The sequence below is a fragment of the uncultured Oscillibacter sp. genome (assembly GCF_910584465.1).
In the GTDB taxonomy this organism is placed as follows: Bacteria; Bacillota; Clostridia; order Oscillospirales; family Oscillospiraceae; genus Oscillibacter.
Genome location: NZ_CAJUBK010000008.1, coordinates 1 through 15,144, shown reverse-complemented (window position 1 = coordinate 15,144; position 15,144 = coordinate 1). Strand labels below are relative to the sequence as shown.

Here is a 15,144-nt window from a genome sequence, read left to right as displayed (position 1 = left end):
GTTATTTCACCTCCGCCTTTCCGCCGGCTGCCTCGATGGCCTCCTTGGCAGACGCGGAGAAGGCGTTAGCCTTGACAGTGACCTTTTTCTTCAGCTGCCCGTTGCCCAGGACCTTGAAGCCGTACTCGCACTTGGAAAGCACGCCCTTGTCCAGCAGAGCCTCGGCCGTGACGGTATCGCCGTCGCTGAACACGTTCAGGGCGCTGAGGTTGATGACCTCCAGGGGCTTTGCGAAGATGTTGTTGAAGCCGCGCTTGGGGACCCGGCGGGCCAGGGGCATCTGGCCGCCCTCGAACCCGACGCGGACCTTACCGCCGGAGCGGGCCTTCTGGCCCTTGTGGCCCCGGCCGCCGGTCTTGCCGTTGCCGGAACCGGCGCCCCGGCCCTTGCGGTAAGCCTCACGGACGGACCCTGCGGCGGGAGACAGTTCGCTTAATTTCATGATGTGGTGCCTCCTTACTTCTCTTCAGTGACCTGCAGCAGATAGCCGATCTTCGCCACTTTCCCGCGGGTGGGATCGTTGTCGGGCTGCACCGTGACGTCACCGATCTTGCGCAGACCCAGGGAATGCGCGGTGGCGACCTGCTTCTCCAGGCGGCCGTTCAGGCTCTTGACGAGCTCAATCCTTAAGTTTGCCATGTTTTGCGCCTCCTTAACCCACGATGTCTTCGACGCTCTTCCCGCGGATACGGGCGACCTCCTCGGGGCCACGCATGTTCTTCAGGCCCTGGAAGGCGGCGGCGACGACGTTGTTGGGGTTGTTGGACCGGAGGCTCTTGGCACGGATGTCCTTGATGCCCGCGGCCTCCACGACGGCACGGACCGCGCCGCCGGCGATGACGCCGGTACCGGGGGCGGCGGGCTTCATCAGCACGCGGCCCGCGCCGGCCTCACCGATGGTCTCGTGGGGCAGGGTGGTGCCCGCCAGAGTAACGGTGATCATGTTCTTCTTGGCGGCCTCGATGCCCTTGCGGATGGCCTCGGGGACCTCGGCGGCCTTGCCCAGGCCGTAGCCGACCTTGCCCTTGCCGTCGCCCACGACGACCAGGGCGGAGAACTTCATGACCCGGCCGCCCTTCACGGTCTTGGAAACGCGGTTCAGGTACACGACCTTCTCGATATACTCGCTCTGCTCTCTCTCGAATCTAGGCATTTGAACGTTCCTCCCTCCTTAGAACTGCAGGCCGCCCTCGCGGGCGCCCTCGGCCAGAGCCTTCACGCGGCCGTGATACAGGTAGCCGCCGCGGTCGAACACCACGGTCTCGATACCCTTGGCCTTGGCCCGCTCGGCGACGAGCCTGCCCACGGCGGCGGCGGCGGCGATGTTGCCGCCGTAGCCCTGGATGTCCTTATCCAGGGAGGAAGCGGAGACCAGGGTCTTGCCGGAGACATCGTCGATGACCTGGGCATAGATGTTGGCCTCGCTGCGGAACACGTTCAGACGCGGCATCTCAGGGGTGCCGGAGATCTTGGAGCGCACTCTCTTGTGGCGCTTGATGCGCTGGGCGTTGGTATTCGGTCTTTTGATCATTTCGACACACCTCCTTACTTCTTGGCGCCGGTCTTACCGACCTTGCGGCGGATGGTCTCGGTGGCGTACTTGATGCCCTTGCCCTTATAAGGCTCGGGAGGACGCTTCTCGCGGACTTCGGCGGCGAACTGGCCGACGGCCTCTTTGTCGCAGCCGCGGATGATGATTTTATTGGGAGCGGGGACCTCGATGGTGATGCCCTCGGTCTCAGAAACGATCACCTGGTGGGAATAGCCCAGGTTCATGACCAGGTTATTGCCCTCCTTGGCGACACGGTAGCCCACGCCGTTGACTTCCAGCTCCTTGGCGTAGCCGTCGGTGACGCCGACGACCATGTTGTGCAGGAGCGTGCGGGTCAGGCCGTGGAGGCTGCGGTGCAGCTTATCCTCGGAAGGGCGCTTCACGGTGATCGTAGTGCCTTCCTGTTCAATGATCATCTCCGGGCGCAGCGCGCGGGTGAGCTCGCCCTTGGGTCCCTTCACAGTGACCACATTACCCTCGGCGATGCTGACGGTGACGCCGGCGGGGACGGTAATGGGCATCCTGCCGATTCTAGACATTGTTCAATACCCTCCTTACCAGACGAACGCCAGGACTTCGCCGCCGACATGGAGCTCGCGGGCCTTCTTGTCGGTCATGACGCCCTTGGACGTGGAGATGATAGCGATACCCAGGCCGCGGAGCACGCGGGGCAGCTCGTCGGCGCCCACGTAGACCCGGAGGCCCGGCTTGGAGACGCGGCGCAGGCCGGTGATGACCTTTTCCTTGCCGGCGTTGTACTTCAGGGTGATATGGATCTTGCCCTGTGTGCCGTCGTCCACGACCTGGAAGTTCTTGATATAGCCCTCGTCCAGCAGGATCTGAGCGATGCTCTTCTTCATGTTGGAAGCGGGGACGTCCACGGTGTCGTGCTTGGCGCTGACGGCGTTGCGGATGCGGGTGAGCATATCCGCGACTGGATCTGTGATATGCATGGTGATGGTTCCTCCTATTTTAGAGTTGCGGTCTTGGGCCGCTTCAGCAGCGAGGTATCATGACCAATTGGAGCCAGGCCCCGATTGGCCATGACCTTTCGCCGTCTGTCTCTGCTTTTTCTCGAGAGGAAAAGCAGCAAAAAGAGCTTTATCACGCTCCGGGGCCCGGCACTCGTCCAGGCCGGAGCGGCGATAACAGGATTTCACCGTCCCAAACTCCCGTCCCCCGTCCCTCGTCCCCCGCAGGGGAGGGGGCTGCTCAAGGGGGAGCCTGCTCCCCCTTGAAGGGAGGCGGAGCAAGGGAGCGTGCGCAGTTCTCGCCAGAGGCCGCAGGCCGGCGGCGGGAACGGAGCTAAGCGGACTTTGCGACGCCTCGGCTCAGAAGGAGGCCTTGCGGACGCCGGGGATCTCGCCCTTGTACGCCAGCTCCCGGAAGCAGATACGGCACACGCCGTAGTCCCGGAGATAGGCGTGGGGACGGCCGCAGAGCTTGCAGCGGTTGTACTTCCGGCTGGAATACTTCGCGGGGCGCTGCTGCTTCAAGATCATGGATTTCTTAGCCATAGTCCTCTCCCTCCTTAGCGGGCGAAGGGCGCGCCGACCTGGGTGAGCAGGGCGCGGGCCTCTTCGTCGGTGTGCGCGGTGGTGCAGATGACCACGTCCATGCCCCGGATCTTGTCGATCTTGTCATACTCGATCTCGGGGAAGATCAGCTGCTCCCGGATGCCCAGGGCGTAGTTGCCCCGGCCGTCGAACGCGTTGGGGCTGATGCCCTGGAAGTCGCGGACGCGGGGCAGGGCCACGTTGAACAGGCGGTCCAGGAACTCCCACATCTTCTCGCCGCGGAGGGTGACCTTCGCGCCGATGGGCATGTTCTCACGGAGCTTGAAGTTGGCGATGTTCTTCCGGGAACGGGTGATGATGGGCTTCTGCCCGGTGATCTGGGCCAGGTCCCGGACCACGTTGTCCAGGATCTTGGCGTTCTCCTTGGCCTCGCCGCAGCCCACGTTCACGACCACCTTGTCGATCTTGGGGATCTGCATGACGCTCTTATAGCCGAACTGCTTCATCAGGGCGGGAGCGACCTCGGCCGTGTACTTCGCCTTGAGGTTGGGCACCTTCTTGTCAGCCATGTTCCACTCTTCCTCCCTTACAGCTCGGCGCCGCACTTCTTGCAGATGCGGACGCTGACGTTCTTCTCTTTGCCGGCCACGGTCCTCTTCTCCACTTTGTGGGCGACCCGGGTGGGCTTGCCGCACTTGGGGCAGACGACCTGGACCTTGCAGGCGGCGATGGCGGCTTCCCGCTTCACGATGCCGCCCTCCTCGCCCTGACGGCGGGGCTTGATGTGGCAGGTCACCAGGTTCATGCCCTCGACCACCACTTTGTCCTCCTTCGGCAGGGTGGCAATGACCTTGCCCTGGTGGGTGCTCAGGTCCTTGTCCTTACCGCCGTCGCCGGAGAGCCGGACGACCGTGTCGCCCTTTTTGATATTCATAGACATGTCTTCGCCCTCCTCAAATCACTTCGGGGGCCAGGGACAGGATCTTCATGTAGTCCTTGTCGCGCAGCTCCCGGGCCACAGGCCCAAAGATACGGGTGCCTCTGGGGTTCTTGTCGTCCTTGATGAGGACGGCGGCGTTGTCGTCGAAGCGGACGTAGGTGCCGTCGCCCCGGCGGATGCCCTTGGCGGAGCGGACGATGACGGCCTTGACCACCTCGCCCTTCTTCACGGTGCCGCCGGGGGCGGACTTGCGGACGGAGGCCACGATCACGTCGCCGATGTTGCCGTACTTGCGCTTGGAACCGCCCAGGACGCGGATGCACTTGATCTCCTTGGCGCCGGTATTGTCGGCGACCTTCAGAAAGGTTTCCTGCTGGATCATAACTCGACGCCTCCTTTACTTCGCTTTCTCGATGATCTCGACCACGCGCCAGCGCTTGTCCTTGGACAGGGGGCGGGTCTCCATCACTTTCACCTTGTCGCCGATGCCGCAGGCGTTCTGCTCGTCATGGGCCTTCAGCTTATAGGTGCGGCCGACGATCTTCTTGTACAGGGGGTGGGCCACCCGGTCCTCGATGGCGACCACGACGGTCTTGTCCATCTTGTCGGAGACCACCTTGCCGACCCGGGTCTTGCGGGAGGAAGTTCTCTTCTCGTCCATGTTTCCTTACCTCCTTCTCACTGCTTGCCGGAAGCGGAGAGCTCCCGGAGCACGGTCTTGACTCGGGCAATGTCATGCTTGGTCTCCCGGATCTTCACGGGATTGTCCAGCTGGTTGGTGGCGTGCTGCATGCGAAGGAAGAACAGGTCCTTCTTCAGGCCCGTCAGCTTCTCGTTCAGCTGCTCGGGCGTCATCTTGCGGATATCGCGGATCTCACTTGCCTTCATCTTACTCACCTGCTTCCTCGGCGCGGGCGATGACCTTGGTCTTGATGGGCAGCTTGTGGCTGGCAAGACGCAGGGCCTCGCGGGCAACTTCTTCAGACACGCCGGCGATCTCGAACATGACACGGCCGGGCTTCACGACGGCGACCCAGAACTCGGGGGAGCCCTTGCCGGAGCCCATGCGGGTCTCGGCGGGCTTCTTGGTCACGGGCTTGTCGGGGAAAATCTTGATCCAGACCTGGCCGCCGCGCTTGGTGTAGCGGGTCATGGCGATACGGGCCGCCTCGATCTGGTTGCTGGTGATCCAGGCGGGCTCGGCAGCCACGAGGCCATACTCGCCGTAGGCCAGGGTGTTGCCGCGGGTGGCCTTGCCGGTCATGCGGCCCCGGTGCACCCGGCGGTACTTGACTCTTTTCGGCATCAGCATCAGTTGCTTCCTCCTTCCTTGGGCGCCGCGGGAGCGGCAGGCGCGGCAGGCGCCGCGGGAGCGGGACGGGCAGGGGCGCGGTTGAACCCGCCCTGGGGACGGGGGCCGCCGGCGCGGTTGAAGCCGCCGCCCTGGCCGGGCCGTCCGCCGCCGGGGCCGCGGTTGAACCCGCCGCCCTGACGATCCCGGTTGAAGCCGCCGCGGCGGTCGCCGTCACGGCGGGGACGACGCTCCCGGCGCTCCTGATAAGGCTTGGAGGTGTCCATGGTGCGGGGAGTGGTGCGCAGGGTCTGGCTCAGCACCTCGCCCTTGTAGATCCACACCTTCACGCCGATGCGGCCGAAGGTGGTGGCGGCCTCCGCGAATCCGTACTCGATGTCGGCGCGGATGGTCTGCAGGGGGATGGTCCCCTCGTGATAGTGCTCGACGCCCGCGATCTCGCGTCCGCCCAGGCGGCCGGAGCAGCAGGTCTTGATGCCCTTGGCCCCGGCGCGCATGGCGCGGGCCATGGCGTTCTTCATGGCGCGGCGGTGGGAGATGCGCTTCTCCAGCTGCGCCGCGATGTTCTCCGCCACCAGCTGGGCGTTCATGTCGGGGTTGCGGACCTCGACGATGTTCAGGCGGACCTTCTTGCCCACCAGCTTCTCCACGGCCAGGCGGTACTGCTCGATCTGCTCGCCGCCCTTGCCGATGACCATGCCGGGCCGGGCGCAGTGCAGGAACACCGTCACCACATCGCCGCTGCGCTCGATCTCGATCTTGGGCACGCCGGCGCCGTAGAGGGCCTTTTTCAGGTACTTGCGGATCTTCTGGTCTTCCACGATCAGGTCGCCGACCTTCTCGTCACTGGCATACCAGCGGGAATCCCAGTCTTTGATGACGCCCACGCGCAGGCCGTGGGGATTGACTTTCTGTCCCATAAAACGGTTCTCCTCCCTCTCTTATGCCTTTTCCGCCACAGCCAGGGTGACGTGAGAAGTGCGCTTGTTGATACGGTAGGCGCGGCCCTGGGCCCGGGGCATCATCCGCTTGAGGATGGGGCCGGGGGTGGCGTACACCTCGGACACCACCAGCTTCGCGGGGTCCATGCCGAAGTTGTTCTCGGCGTTGGCAACGGCGCTCTTCAGCAGCTTCTGCAGGGGTTCGGAGGCAGCTTTGGGGGTCTGCATCAGGATGGCCATGGCGCTGCCCGCGTCCTTCCCGCGGATCAGGTCGCAGACGATCTGGACCTTCCGGGGGGCGATGCGGACGTAGCGCAGATAGGCCTTCGCAACTTTATTTTCCATGTTCTGCATCCTCCTTCAACTCAGTCCTTCCGGTGGCCGCGGAAGGTGCGGGTGGGCGCGAACTCGCCCAGCTTGTGGCCCACCATGTCCTCCTGGACATACACGGGCACGTGCTTGCGGCCATCATGGACGGCGATGGTGTGTCCCACGAAGGAGGGGAAGATGGTGGAGCTGCGGCTCCAGGTCTTCAGGACCTTCTTCTCGTTCTTCGCGTTCATTTCCTCGACCCGCTTCAGAAGCTCCGGGGCGACATACGGGCCTTTTTTGATGGATCTGCTCATATTTCATCTGCCTCCCTTACTTCTCGTTGCGGCGCTTGACGATGAACTTGCTGGTGGGGTTCTTCTTCTTCCGGGTCTTGTAGCCCAGGGCCGGCTTGCCCCAGGGGGTCACGGGCCCGGGACGGCCGACGGGCGCGCGGCCCTCGCCGCCGCCGTGGGGGTGGTCGTTGGGGTTCATGACCGAGCCGCGGACGGTGGGACGCCAGCCCATGTGGCGCTTGCGGCCCGCCTTGCCGATGTTGATGTTGGCGTGGTCGATGTTGCCCACCTGCCCGACGGTGGCCATGCAGTTGACCCGCACGATGCGGACCTCGCCGGAGGGCATGCGGATCTGGGCGTCCTGGCCCTCCTTGGCCATCAGCTGGGCGGCGGTGCCGGCGGAGCGCACCAGCTGGGCGCCGTTGCCGGGATGCAGCTCGATGTTGTGGATCATGGTGCCCACGGGGATGTTGGCCAGGGGGAGGGCGTTGCCCTCCTTGATGTCGGCGCCCGCGCCGGACTCCACCTTGTCGCCCGCCTTCAGGCCCACGGGGGCCAGGATATAGCGGCGCTCGCCGTCCTCGTATTCGAGGAGCGCGATGTTGGCGGAGCGGTTGGGGTCGTACTCCAGGCGGAGCACAGTGGCGAACATGTCGTGTTTGTCCCGCTTGAAGTCGATCACGCGGTACTTGCGCTTGTTGCCGCCGCCGCGGTGGCGGACGGTGATGCGGCCATAGCTGTTCCGGCCGGCGCTCTTCTTCAGGGTCTCGGTGAGCTTGGGCTCGGGCTTGGCCTTCTTGTCGATGCCGTCGAATCCGGACACCGTCATCTGACGACGGGAGGGAGTCGTCGGCTTAAAGGTTTTGATAGACATCTGTCTTTACTCTCCTTCCGTTTGATCAGACCATGCCTTCGAAGAACTCGATGGTCTTGGAATCGGGGGCCAGCTGGACGTAAGCCTTCTTCCAGGTCTTCGTCATGCCGGGACGGCCGGCGCCCATGCGCTTCTCCTTGCCGGGCACCGTCAGGGTGTTGACCGCGGCGACCTTCACGCCGAAGATCTCCTCGACGGCCTTCTTGATCTCGATCTTGCCGGCATCCTTGGCCACCTCGAAGACGTACTTCTTGTCGGCGGCTCCGGCCATGGACCGCTCCGTGATGATGGGGCGGATGATGATGTCATATGCGGTAGCCATTACGCGTACACCTCCTCGATCTTGGCGAGGGCGTCCCGATCCACCACCAGGTACTGGGCGTTCACGAGGTCGTAAACGTTCAGATGCGTCGCGGGGGTGGTCAGCACGCCGGGAAGGTTCCGGGCGCTCTTGACGATCGTCTCGTCCACGGCGGGGGTGACCACCACGGCCTTGCCGTCGACCTTGACCGCGTCCAGGAACTTGCGGAAATCGGCGGTCTTGATCGCATCCTGCTTGATGGAGTCGATGACCACCAGCTGGCCGTCGGCGGCCTTGGCGGAGAGGACGGACTTCAGCGCCAGGCGGCGGACCTTCTTGTTCAGCACATAGCGGTAGCTCCGGGGCTTCGGCGCGAAGACGATGCCGCCGTGGGTCCACTGGGGGGCCCGGGTGCTGCCCTGGCGGGCGTGGCCGGTGCCCTTCTGGCGCCAGGGCTTCCGGCCGCCGCCGGAGACCTCGGCCCGGGTCAGGGCGCTCTGGGTGCCCTGGCGGCAGTTGGCGAGGTGGTTCTTCACGACCTCATGGACGGCGGACTCATTGGGCTCGATGCCGAAGACCGCGTCGCTGAGTTCCACAGTGCCGACTTCCGCGCCGGCCATGTTCAAAACTTTCACAGTAGACATTTATTCAGCACCCCTTTCTCACTTGCTTCTGGCGGAGGCCTTCTGCGGGTTGCGGCCGGAAGCCTTCTGCGGGTTCTTGCTGATGTCCGCACCGGCCTGCTTGACCTTGTGGACCTTGACGGTGGACTTGATGGTCACGAGCCCGCCCTTGGGGCCGGGCACCGCGCCGCAGACGACCAGCATGTTCAGCTCGGGGTCGACCTTGACGACGGAGAGGTTCTGGACGGTGACCTGGTCCACGCCCATGTGGCCCGCGCCGTCGCGGCCCTTGGCGATGTGGCCCGGGGTCGTGCCCGCGCCCAGGGAGCCCTGGTGCCGGTGGACGGGGCCGCCGCCGTGGGTGTTGCGCTTCACGGCCGCGCCGTGGCGCTTCACGACGCCCTCGAAACCGTGGCCCTTGCTGGTGCCGGTGACGTCGACGAAGTCCCCGGCGGCAAAGGTGTCGGCCTTGAGGATGTCGCCCACGTTCAGCTCGGCGGCGTTCTCCAGGTCGAACTCCTTCAGGTGCCGCTTGGGGGCGACGCCGGCCTTGTTCAGGTGGCCCAGCTCCGGCTTGGTCAGCTTGCGCTCGGCCACGTCCTCGAAGCCCAGCTGCACGGCTGCATAGCCGTCCTTCTCAGCCGTCTTCTTCTGCACGACCACGCAGGGGCCCGCCTCGATGACCGTGACGGGAATCACATGGCCGTTCTCGTCAAAAATCTGGGACATGCCCACTTTTTTGCCGATGATCGCTTTCATGTATGTTCCTCCTTAATAAAGGTTATTGGTTGACCGGCCCCGGCCCTCGGGCCGTCCCGGCCAACTTGACCCGTCTGCCTCGTTCAGCGGCAGACTGCGGTACAACATCGTCAACGCAGGGTCCGCCAGGCCCTGTCCCCGCCCGCGGCGAGGGCCGTGCCCGCTCTCCTGCGCCCCCTCTCCCCTCTGCGGGCGCTTGGCTGCTCCGCGTCAGGATGGGCGGGGGAGTGCCTCACAGCTTGATCTCGATCTCCACGCCGGCGGGGAGCTCCAGGGCCATCAGGGCCTCCACGGTCTTGGGGGAGGACTTGGTGATGTCGATGAGGCGCTTGTGGGTGCGGCGCTCGAACTGCTCCCGGCTGTCCTTGTGCTTGTGGACGGAGCGCAGGATGGTGACGATCTCCTTCTTGGTGGGCAGGGGGATGGGACCGGAGACTTCGGCGCCGGTGCGCTTGGCGGTCTCCACGATCTTCTCCGCGCTCTGGTCGATCACCTGGTGATCGTAGGCTTTCAGGCGGATGCGGATCTTTTCTTTCTGTGCCATGTTCAGGTTCCTCCTAATTTCGTACGGTTTTAGATGTGACCCCGGTTCCGTACGGCGAGAGAAATTTTTCTGTCCGCGCTGCCGTGCGTATCATTCCGGCTCATGAAAAAGACCGGCGCAAAGCAGGCCAGTCCCGTCATGGCGCGGCGATCTACGCGCGCGTACAGACCTTTCTCAGCCGCCCGATTATCGGACATACTCCCCGGAAGTTACCTCTTTCGAGCAATCTCCCGGTTCATCGCGGTCGCGCGGCGTCCGGAAGCCCTTCCGCCGCATGCCCATACATCATAATGGAAAACAAGCCCTATGTCAAGAGAAATTTTGCCGGGGGACCGCTTTTTTTCAAGGTCCCCCCGCCCTCCGCCCCGCCGCTCCGGCGCGGACCGGGCCCGGCGCCCCAAGACGCCAAAAATTTGCGAAAAAGCTTGCGCTTTCTCATGAGCTGTGGTATATTGCATATATTAGAGTAAGATGGAAGTATAAGGTACGGAGTGGGCCGGCGGTCCGCTCTTTCTTATTGGCCCTTCCCCCTCCCTCAAATCTTCTGGAGGATCACACGCTCATGAAAAAGATCACCGAACTCACCGCCGAGCTGGCGGCCCCCGCCATCGCCGAGGCGGGCTGCACCCTCTGGGACGTGGAATACGTCAAGGAGGGCGGCGCCTGGTACCTCCGCGTCCTGCTGGACAAAGAGGGCGGCGTGGACATCCTGGACTGCGAGGCCGTGTCCCACAAGCTCTCGGACCTGCTGGACGAGGCCGACCCCATCGAGGGGAGCTACACCCTGGAGGTGGGCTCCGCCGGGGCGGAGCGGGCGCTGAAGCGGCCCGGCGACTTCGCCCGCTTCATGGGCAGCCCCGTGCTGGTCAAGCTCTACCGCAGCCTGGACGGGCAGAAGGAGATCCCCGGCGTCCTCGCCGCCTACGACCCGGAGACCGGGGCCGTCACCGTGGAGGACGGAGGGGGCGCGCGCACCTTCGAGAAGAAGGACGTGGCCCTGGTCCGCCTGCGGGTGGAGTTTTGAACGATAGGGGCCCTCACGGCGCCGCGCGCATCCTCCCCAGGGGATGCCGTCCCCGCACCGCGCCCCCTTCGAGCAGGGCCGCGGCCTCCCCGGCTGTCCGGGCCGGATCGGGGCGCTCCCGTCCGTCCGGTCCCGCGGCATCCGCTCCGCCCGGCATCGCCCGCGGGGCGCGGGGAGACCGCCGATCGATCGATATCGAATGAATATTTGAATATGTATCCGAGTGATAAGGAGGCTCGCCAAAGATGAGAGGCAAGAAACAGAAGGAACCCGCCGGCATGAACCCCGGTGAGATCTTCGCCGCCCTGGAACTGCTGGAACAGGAACGCGGCATCCCCAAGGAGGCCATGCTGGAGAAGGTCGTCAAGGCCATCACCACCGCCTACCAGCGGGACCACAAAGACGTGGAGGAAGAGAACATCGTCGTCGTGGCGGACGAGGAGCATAAGGAACTGCGCATGTTCATCCGCAAGACCGTGGTGGACGAAGAGGACTACGTGGACCCCTTCAACGAGATGTCCCTGGCGGAGGCCCACGCCATCTCCGCCCGGTATCAGGTCGGCGACGTGGTGAGCATCCCCGTGGACAAGATGGAGTTCGGCCGCATCGCCGCGGGCAACGGCAAGCAGGTCATCATCCAGGGCCTCCGGGAGGCCGAGCGGGGCAAGGTCTACGACGAGTTCAATTCCAAGCAGCACGAGATCCTCACCGGCGTGGTCACCCGCATCGACCCCCGGAACGGCGGGGCCTCCCTGCGCATCGGCACCGGCGCGGAGTCCACTGAGGCGCTGCTGCTGGCGGGGGAGCAGGTCCCCGGCGAGCCCCTGGAGGAGGGGATGCACATCAAGGTCTACGTGGTGGACGTGCGCCATTCCACGAGAGGGCCCCAGGTGCTGATCTCCCGGACCCATCCGGGCCTCGTGAAGCGCCTGTTCGAGCTGGAGGTCCCCGAGATCTTCGACGGCTCCGTGGAGGTGAAGTCCATCGCCCGGGAGGCCGGGAGCCGCACCAAGATGGCCGTCTGGTCCCAGGAGGAGGGCGTGGATCCCATCGGCGCCTGCGTGGGCCCCAGGGGCCAGCGGGTCGCCGCCATCGTCGACGAGCTCCGGGGCGAGAAGATCGACATCATCAAGTGGAGCGAGGACCCCGCCGCGTTCATCGCCGCCGCCCTGGCCCCCGCCGATGTGGTGGACGTGTGGATGGCGGACGAGGGCAAGGCCTGCCGCGTCGTCGTCCCCGACGACCAGCTCTCCCTGGCCATCGGCAAGGAGGGCCAGAACGCCCGCCTCGCCGCCCGGCTGACGGGATATAAGATCGACATCAAGCCCCAGAGCTACCAGCCCGAGGAGGACGAGGATCCCTTCGGCCGGCCGGCCCCCGAGGCCGGTCCCGCCGGAGAGGCGGCTGAGGAGGCGGCTGAAGAGGCCGTCGAAGAGCCTGCCGAGGAGGCGGCCGGGGCCGCCGAAGAGCCCGCGGGAGAGACCGCGGACGCCCCGGCGGAGCCGGAGCTCCCCGAGGCATGAGACAGCGGCGGGAGCCGTTTTGAGAGCGAGGTGTCCCAAATGCCCAAAGTCAAGAAGATCCCCCAGCGCCAGTGCGTGGGCTGCCGGGAGATGCGGGATAAGAAGATCCTGCTGCGGGTGGTCCGCTCCCCGGAGGGGGACGTGAGCCTGGATTTCAGCGGCAAGAAGCCCGGACGGGGCGCTTACGTCTGCCGGGACGTGGCCTGCCTGAAAAAGGCCCGGAAGTCCCGGGCCCTGGAACGGGCCTTCGAGGCTCCCATCCCTCCGGAGGTCTACGACGCCATGGAGGCGGAGCTGGGAGGCGCGGTATGAACAGCAACATCCTCTCCCTCCTGGGGCTGGCGCTCCGGGGCGGGAGGCTGGCCGTGGGCGAGGAGCCCGCGGCCCTGGCGGCCAAGTCCGGACAGGCGCGGCTGCTGCTGGCGGCCTCCGACGCGGCGGGGAACACCCTCCGCCGGGCGGAGCACCTGGCCCAGGAGGGCCACTGCCTCTGGCTGGTCCTCCCCTTCTCCAAGGCGGAGCTGGGCGGGGCCCTGGGCCGGGGGAGCGCCGCCATCGCGGCCCTGACGGACCTGGGGCTGGCCGCCGCCGTGACGGAGCGGCTGGCCGCGCAGGACCCGGCGCGCTACGCCGAGGCCGCCGCCCGGATGGATCTGAAGCGCCGCCGGGCCAAGGAGCGCCGGTCGGCCCCCCGCCGGGACCCCCCGAAGAAGGACGCGCCCCCCAAGCCGGGAGACCGCCGTCCCCCCAGGCCCCGCCGGGAGGGCGGGCCCCAGGGACGGGGACATCCCCCCGCTCCGGGAGACGGGCGCGGCCCGGACCGCCGCCCGGGAGGCCGGGGGCGGCAGGACCGTCCCCGGGACGCAGAGCGGGACCGCCGTCCCCCCGGGAAGGGCCGTCCATACGGCGGCAGGCCCGGAGAGGACCGTCCCCACGGCGGCAAGCCCGCGCGTCCCCGCAAGGGCGGGCCCTCCGGAGGGGGCCGCCCCCCTCGGCAGAGCGGACGGCCCGGGCCCAAGCCCCGCTCCGGCGGAGGCGGCAGGGGCCCCGGCGGCGGGAGGCATTGAGGTGCCCCCGCGGACGACCGGGCCCCGCCAGCCCTCTTTATACTATAAAAATTTCTCCGCTCCCGAGTCCGTCTGAAAGCCGGCGGGCCCCCGCCGGTTTTCAAACGGGCTTACGGAGAGGAACAGAACGAGGTGTATTCTATTGGCTATCGAAAAATACAGAGTCCATGAAGTGGCGAAGGACTTCGGCCTCCCCACCAAGACCATCACCGAGATCCTGACCAAGTACGGCTCGGCTCCGAAGAACCACATGCAGGTCCTGACGGACCGGGAGCTCTCCATCCTCTTCGACCGGCTGACCCAGGACCATCCCGTCTCCGACATCCAGGTCATCTTCCGCGAGACCTATCAGGAGGCGAAGCCCGCCCCGGCCGAGGAGAAGAAGCCCGCGGCCCAGCCGCCGGCCCCCGCACAGAAGGCGGCCCCCGCCCAAAAGGCCGCTCCTCAAAAAGCGGCGCAGGGCGCCCCGGGCAGGCCCGCCCAGCCGGGCCAGCGCCCCGCCCAGCCCCAGGGCCAGCAGCGGCCCGCCGGACAGCCCCAGGCCCGCCCCGGACAGCCGGGACAGGGCGCCGGGCAGAGCGCCCAGCCCGTCCAGAAGCCCGCCAGCCGGGTCCCCCAGAAGAAGATCGTGGACACCCGGAAGGGCGGCGACGTGAACCTGGCCAAGTACGACGAGCGCCTGGAGACCCTGGGCGGACAACAGGGCGAACGGATGCAGCGCCAGCAGCGCAGCGGCCGGGAGAAGGTCCGCTCCAACCAGCAGCGCCGGGGCGGCCCCTCCTTCTCCAGCAAGCGCCGCCAGGACGAGGCGGAGAAGATGCGCCGCCTCCAGCTGGAGATCGCCAAGAAGGCCCCCGTCAAGGTCTCCATCCCCGATGAGATCAGCGTGGGCGAACTGGCCAGCCGGATGAAGAAGACCGGCGCGGAAGTGGTCAAGATGCTGATGAAGAACGGCATCATGGCCTCCCTGCCCCAGATGATCGACTTCGACACCGCCTCCTTCATCGCCGAGGAGATGGGCTGCAAGGTGGAGAAGGAAGTCGTCGTCACCATCGAGGAGCGTCTGATCGACGTCTCCGAGGACAAGGCGGAGGACCTGGTCCCCCGCGCCCCCGTCGTCGTGGTCATGGGCCACGTCGACCACGGCAAGACCTCCCTGCTGGACACCATCCGGAACACCTCCGTGGCCTCCGGCGAGGCGGGCGGCATCACCCAGCACATCGGCGCCTACCAGGTCCAGGTCAACGGCAAGCCCATCACCTTCCTGGACACCCCGGGCCACGAGGCGTTCACCTCCATGCGCGCCCGGGGCGCCATGGTCACGGACATCGCCATCCTGATGGTGGCGGCGGACGACGGCATCATGCCCCAGACCATCGAATCCATCAGCCACGCCAAGGCGGCGAACATCCCCATCGTGGTGGCGATCAACAAGATCGACAAGGAGAACGCCAACCCCGACCGGGTCATGCAGCAGCTGACCGAGCACGGCCTGGTCCCCGAGGACTGGGGCGGCGAGACCATCTGCTGCAAGGTCTCCGCCAAGAAGAACATCGGCATCG

26 protein-coding genes are annotated in these 15,144 nt (G+C 66.0%); 5 read left to right on the top strand and 21 right to left on the bottom strand.

What is annotated here, in order from left to right; genetic code table 11:
- Nucleotide 1: 1 nt before the first annotated feature.
- From rplO to rpsJ, 21 genes are all read right to left on the bottom strand, one after another.
- Nucleotides 2-442 (bottom strand): 50S ribosomal protein L15, encoded by a 441-nt coding sequence (rplO, locus tag QZ332_RS03715; RefSeq protein WP_295762468.1) that lies wholly within the window; start codon nucleotides 440-442, stop codon nucleotides 2-4.
- A gap of 14 nt (nucleotides 443-456) precedes the next feature.
- Nucleotides 457-639 (bottom strand): 50S ribosomal protein L30, encoded by a 183-nt coding sequence (gene rpmD / locus QZ332_RS03710; RefSeq protein ID WP_204790843.1) that lies wholly within the window; start codon nucleotides 637-639, stop codon nucleotides 457-459.
- Between the two features lie 13 nt (nucleotides 640-652).
- A complete protein-coding gene (rpsE, locus tag QZ332_RS03705; protein ID WP_295762466.1) occupies nucleotides 653-1,153 on the bottom strand; it encodes a 30S ribosomal protein S5 in 501 nt (166 codons plus the stop codon).
- Between the two features lie 18 nt (nucleotides 1,154-1,171).
- A complete protein-coding gene (rplR, locus tag QZ332_RS03700; RefSeq protein WP_295762464.1) occupies nucleotides 1,172-1,531 on the bottom strand; it encodes a 50S ribosomal protein L18 in 360 nt (119 codons plus the stop codon).
- A gap of 14 nt (nucleotides 1,532-1,545) precedes the next feature.
- Nucleotides 1,546-2,091, bottom strand: a complete 546-nt coding sequence (rplF, locus tag QZ332_RS03695; protein ID WP_295762463.1) for a 50S ribosomal protein L6 — start codon at nucleotides 2,089-2,091, stop codon at nucleotides 1,546-1,548.
- A 15-nt stretch (nucleotides 2,092-2,106) separates the two neighbouring features.
- Complete coding sequence (gene rpsH / locus QZ332_RS03690) at nucleotides 2,107-2,505, bottom strand: 30S ribosomal protein S8 (protein WP_295753040.1); 399 nt, start codon at nucleotides 2,503-2,505, stop codon at nucleotides 2,107-2,109.
- 378 nt (nucleotides 2,506-2,883) lie between these two features.
- The gene (locus QZ332_RS03685) at nucleotides 2,884-3,069 is read right to left on the bottom strand and encodes a type Z 30S ribosomal protein S14 (RefSeq protein WP_295753042.1); all 186 of its coding nucleotides are present in this window, start codon (nucleotides 3,067-3,069) and stop codon (nucleotides 2,884-2,886) included.
- Nucleotides 3,070-3,083: 14 nt separating this feature from the next.
- On the bottom strand, nucleotides 3,084-3,638 hold the full coding sequence (gene rplE / locus QZ332_RS03680; RefSeq protein WP_295762461.1) for a 50S ribosomal protein L5: 555 nt from the start codon (nucleotides 3,636-3,638) through the stop codon (nucleotides 3,084-3,086).
- Between the two features lie 17 nt (nucleotides 3,639-3,655).
- Nucleotides 3,656-4,009 (bottom strand): 50S ribosomal protein L24, encoded by a 354-nt coding sequence (gene rplX, locus QZ332_RS03675; protein WP_295762459.1) that lies wholly within the window; start codon nucleotides 4,007-4,009, stop codon nucleotides 3,656-3,658.
- Nucleotides 4,010-4,022: 13 nt separating this feature from the next.
- The gene (gene rplN / locus QZ332_RS03670) at nucleotides 4,023-4,391 is read right to left on the bottom strand and encodes a 50S ribosomal protein L14 (protein WP_295762458.1); all 369 of its coding nucleotides are present in this window, start codon (nucleotides 4,389-4,391) and stop codon (nucleotides 4,023-4,025) included.
- 15 nt (nucleotides 4,392-4,406) lie between these two features.
- Nucleotides 4,407-4,670 carry a 30S ribosomal protein S17 gene (gene rpsQ / locus QZ332_RS03665; RefSeq protein WP_295743362.1) on the bottom strand — a complete coding sequence of 88 codons (264 nt, stop codon included), beginning with the start codon at nucleotides 4,668-4,670 and terminating at the stop codon, nucleotides 4,407-4,409.
- A gap of 17 nt (nucleotides 4,671-4,687) precedes the next feature.
- On the bottom strand, nucleotides 4,688-4,897 hold the full coding sequence (rpmC, locus tag QZ332_RS03660; protein WP_295753049.1) for a 50S ribosomal protein L29: 210 nt from the start codon (nucleotides 4,895-4,897) through the stop codon (nucleotides 4,688-4,690).
- A gap of 1 nt (nucleotide 4,898) precedes the next feature.
- Nucleotides 4,899-5,321 carry a 50S ribosomal protein L16 gene (gene rplP, locus QZ332_RS03655; RefSeq protein ID WP_295762455.1) on the bottom strand — a complete coding sequence of 141 codons (423 nt, stop codon included), beginning with the start codon at nucleotides 5,319-5,321 and terminating at the stop codon, nucleotides 4,899-4,901.
- Entirely contained in the window at nucleotides 5,321-6,241 is a 921-nt protein-coding gene (rpsC, locus tag QZ332_RS03650) for a 30S ribosomal protein S3 (RefSeq protein ID WP_295762453.1), read from the bottom strand. The genes rplP and rpsC overlap by 1 nt, the downstream gene beginning before the upstream one ends.
- A 21-nt stretch (nucleotides 6,242-6,262) precedes the next feature.
- Complete coding sequence (gene rplV / locus QZ332_RS03645; RefSeq protein ID WP_295734799.1) at nucleotides 6,263-6,607, bottom strand: 50S ribosomal protein L22; 345 nt, start codon at nucleotides 6,605-6,607, stop codon at nucleotides 6,263-6,265.
- Nucleotides 6,608-6,627: 20 nt separating this feature from the next.
- Nucleotides 6,628-6,888: a 30S ribosomal protein S19 gene (gene rpsS / locus QZ332_RS03640; RefSeq protein WP_204790194.1), complete on the bottom strand. Its 261-nt coding sequence runs from the start codon at nucleotides 6,886-6,888 to the stop codon at nucleotides 6,628-6,630.
- Between the two features lie 16 nt (nucleotides 6,889-6,904).
- The gene (gene rplB / locus QZ332_RS03635; protein ID WP_295762450.1) at nucleotides 6,905-7,741 is read right to left on the bottom strand and encodes a 50S ribosomal protein L2; all 837 of its coding nucleotides are present in this window, start codon (nucleotides 7,739-7,741) and stop codon (nucleotides 6,905-6,907) included.
- Between the two features lie 25 nt (nucleotides 7,742-7,766).
- Entirely contained in the window at nucleotides 7,767-8,063 is a 297-nt protein-coding gene (gene rplW, locus QZ332_RS03630) for a 50S ribosomal protein L23 (protein WP_295762447.1), read from the bottom strand.
- Nucleotides 8,063-8,686 (bottom strand): 50S ribosomal protein L4, encoded by a 624-nt coding sequence (gene rplD / locus QZ332_RS03625; RefSeq protein ID WP_295762444.1) that lies wholly within the window; start codon nucleotides 8,684-8,686, stop codon nucleotides 8,063-8,065. The genes rplW and rplD overlap by 1 nt, the downstream gene beginning before the upstream one ends.
- 18 nt (nucleotides 8,687-8,704) lie before the next feature.
- Nucleotides 8,705-9,424, bottom strand: coding sequence for a 50S ribosomal protein L3 (gene rplC, locus QZ332_RS03620; RefSeq protein WP_295762442.1), 720 nt, complete (start codon nucleotides 9,422-9,424; stop codon nucleotides 8,705-8,707).
- Between the two features lie 232 nt (nucleotides 9,425-9,656).
- Nucleotides 9,657-9,968 (bottom strand): 30S ribosomal protein S10, encoded by a 312-nt coding sequence (rpsJ, locus tag QZ332_RS03615; protein WP_295762439.1) that lies wholly within the window; start codon nucleotides 9,966-9,968, stop codon nucleotides 9,657-9,659.
- A 562-nt stretch (nucleotides 9,969-10,530) separates the two neighbouring features.
- Between rpsJ and rimP the strand changes: the two genes are divergently transcribed.
- The 5 genes from rimP to QZ332_RS03590 form a co-directional block, all read left to right on the top strand.
- Nucleotides 10,531-10,992 (top strand): ribosome maturation factor RimP, encoded by a 462-nt coding sequence (rimP, locus tag QZ332_RS03610; protein ID WP_295762436.1) that lies wholly within the window; start codon nucleotides 10,531-10,533, stop codon nucleotides 10,990-10,992.
- Nucleotides 10,993-11,237: 245 nt separating this feature from the next.
- On the top strand, nucleotides 11,238-12,515 hold the full coding sequence (gene nusA / locus QZ332_RS03605) for a transcription termination factor NusA (protein WP_295762432.1): 1,278 nt from the start codon (nucleotides 11,238-11,240) through the stop codon (nucleotides 12,513-12,515).
- A 39-nt stretch (nucleotides 12,516-12,554) separates the two neighbouring features.
- Complete coding sequence (locus QZ332_RS03600) at nucleotides 12,555-12,827, top strand: RNase P modulator RnpM (protein ID WP_295762429.1); 273 nt, start codon at nucleotides 12,555-12,557, stop codon at nucleotides 12,825-12,827.
- Nucleotides 12,824-13,582 carry a 50S ribosomal protein L7 gene (locus tag QZ332_RS03595; RefSeq protein ID WP_295762427.1) on the top strand — a complete coding sequence of 253 codons (759 nt, stop codon included), beginning with the start codon at nucleotides 12,824-12,826 and terminating at the stop codon, nucleotides 13,580-13,582. Before QZ332_RS03600 ends, QZ332_RS03595 begins: the two co-directional genes overlap by 4 nt.
- A 142-nt stretch (nucleotides 13,583-13,724) precedes the next feature.
- Nucleotides 13,725-15,144: translation initiation factor IF-2 N-terminal domain-containing protein (locus QZ332_RS03590; protein ID WP_295762424.1), on the top strand; the 1,420-nt coding region annotated here is incomplete at its 3' end.

Bases quoted from the DNA above. Each gene is read 5' to 3' on its own strand.
- rpsC (WP_295762453.1), bottom strand. From the start codon at position 6,241: ATGGGACAGAAAGTCAATCCCCACGGCCTGCGCGTGGGCGTCATCAAA.
- nusA (WP_295762432.1), top strand. From the start codon at position 11,238: ATGAGAGGCAAGAAACAGAAGGAACCCGCCGGCATGAACCCCGGTGAG.
- rplC (WP_295762442.1), bottom strand. From the start codon at position 9,424: ATGAAAGCGATCATCGGCAAAAAAGTGGGCATGTCCCAGATTTTTGAC.
- rplF (WP_295762463.1), bottom strand. From the start codon at position 2,091: ATGTCTAGAATCGGCAGGATGCCCATTACCGTCCCCGCCGGCGTCACC.
- rplO (WP_295762468.1), bottom strand. From the start codon at position 442: ATGAAATTAAGCGAACTGTCTCCCGCCGCAGGGTCCGTCCGTGAGGCT.
- rplN (WP_295762458.1), bottom strand. From the start codon at position 4,391: ATGATCCAGCAGGAAACCTTTCTGAAGGTCGCCGACAATACCGGCGCC.
- rplP (WP_295762455.1), bottom strand. From the start codon at position 5,321: ATGCTGATGCCGAAAAGAGTCAAGTACCGCCGGGTGCACCGGGGCCGC.
- rpmC (WP_295753049.1), bottom strand. From the start codon at position 4,897: ATGAAGGCAAGTGAGATCCGCGATATCCGCAAGATGACGCCCGAGCAG.
- rplV (WP_295734799.1), bottom strand. From the start codon at position 6,607: ATGGAAAATAAAGTTGCGAAGGCCTATCTGCGCTACGTCCGCATCGCC.
- rplR (WP_295762464.1), bottom strand. From the start codon at position 1,531: ATGATCAAAAGACCGAATACCAACGCCCAGCGCATCAAGCGCCACAAG.
- rplD (WP_295762444.1), bottom strand. From the start codon at position 8,686: ATGTCTACTGTGAAAGTTTTGAACATGGCCGGCGCGGAAGTCGGCACT.
- rimP (WP_295762436.1), top strand. From the start codon at position 10,531: ATGAAAAAGATCACCGAACTCACCGCCGAGCTGGCGGCCCCCGCCATC.
- QZ332_RS03600 (WP_295762429.1), top strand. From the start codon at position 12,555: ATGCCCAAAGTCAAGAAGATCCCCCAGCGCCAGTGCGTGGGCTGCCGG.
- rpsS (WP_204790194.1), bottom strand. From the start codon at position 6,888: ATGAGCAGATCCATCAAAAAAGGCCCGTATGTCGCCCCGGAGCTTCTG.
- rpmD (WP_204790843.1), bottom strand. From the start codon at position 639: ATGGCAAACTTAAGGATTGAGCTCGTCAAGAGCCTGAACGGCCGCCTG.
- QZ332_RS03685 (WP_295753042.1), bottom strand. From the start codon at position 3,069: ATGGCTAAGAAATCCATGATCTTGAAGCAGCAGCGCCCCGCGAAGTAT.
- rplB (WP_295762450.1), bottom strand. From the start codon at position 7,741: ATGTCTATCAAAACCTTTAAGCCGACGACTCCCTCCCGTCGTCAGATG.
- rplX (WP_295762459.1), bottom strand. From the start codon at position 4,009: ATGTCTATGAATATCAAAAAGGGCGACACGGTCGTCCGGCTCTCCGGC.
- rplW (WP_295762447.1), bottom strand. From the start codon at position 8,063: ATGGCTACCGCATATGACATCATCATCCGCCCCATCATCACGGAGCGG.
- QZ332_RS03595 (WP_295762427.1), top strand. From the start codon at position 12,824: ATGAACAGCAACATCCTCTCCCTCCTGGGGCTGGCGCTCCGGGGCGGG.
- rplE (WP_295762461.1), bottom strand. From the start codon at position 3,638: ATGGCTGACAAGAAGGTGCCCAACCTCAAGGCGAAGTACACGGCCGAG.
- rpsH (WP_295753040.1), bottom strand. From the start codon at position 2,505: ATGCATATCACAGATCCAGTCGCGGATATGCTCACCCGCATCCGCAAC.
- rpsE (WP_295762466.1), bottom strand. From the start codon at position 1,153: ATGCCTAGATTCGAGAGAGAGCAGAGCGAGTATATCGAGAAGGTCGTG.
- rpsQ (WP_295743362.1), bottom strand. From the start codon at position 4,670: ATGGACGAGAAGAGAACTTCCTCCCGCAAGACCCGGGTCGGCAAGGTG.
- rpsJ (WP_295762439.1), bottom strand. From the start codon at position 9,968: ATGGCACAGAAAGAAAAGATCCGCATCCGCCTGAAAGCCTACGATCAC.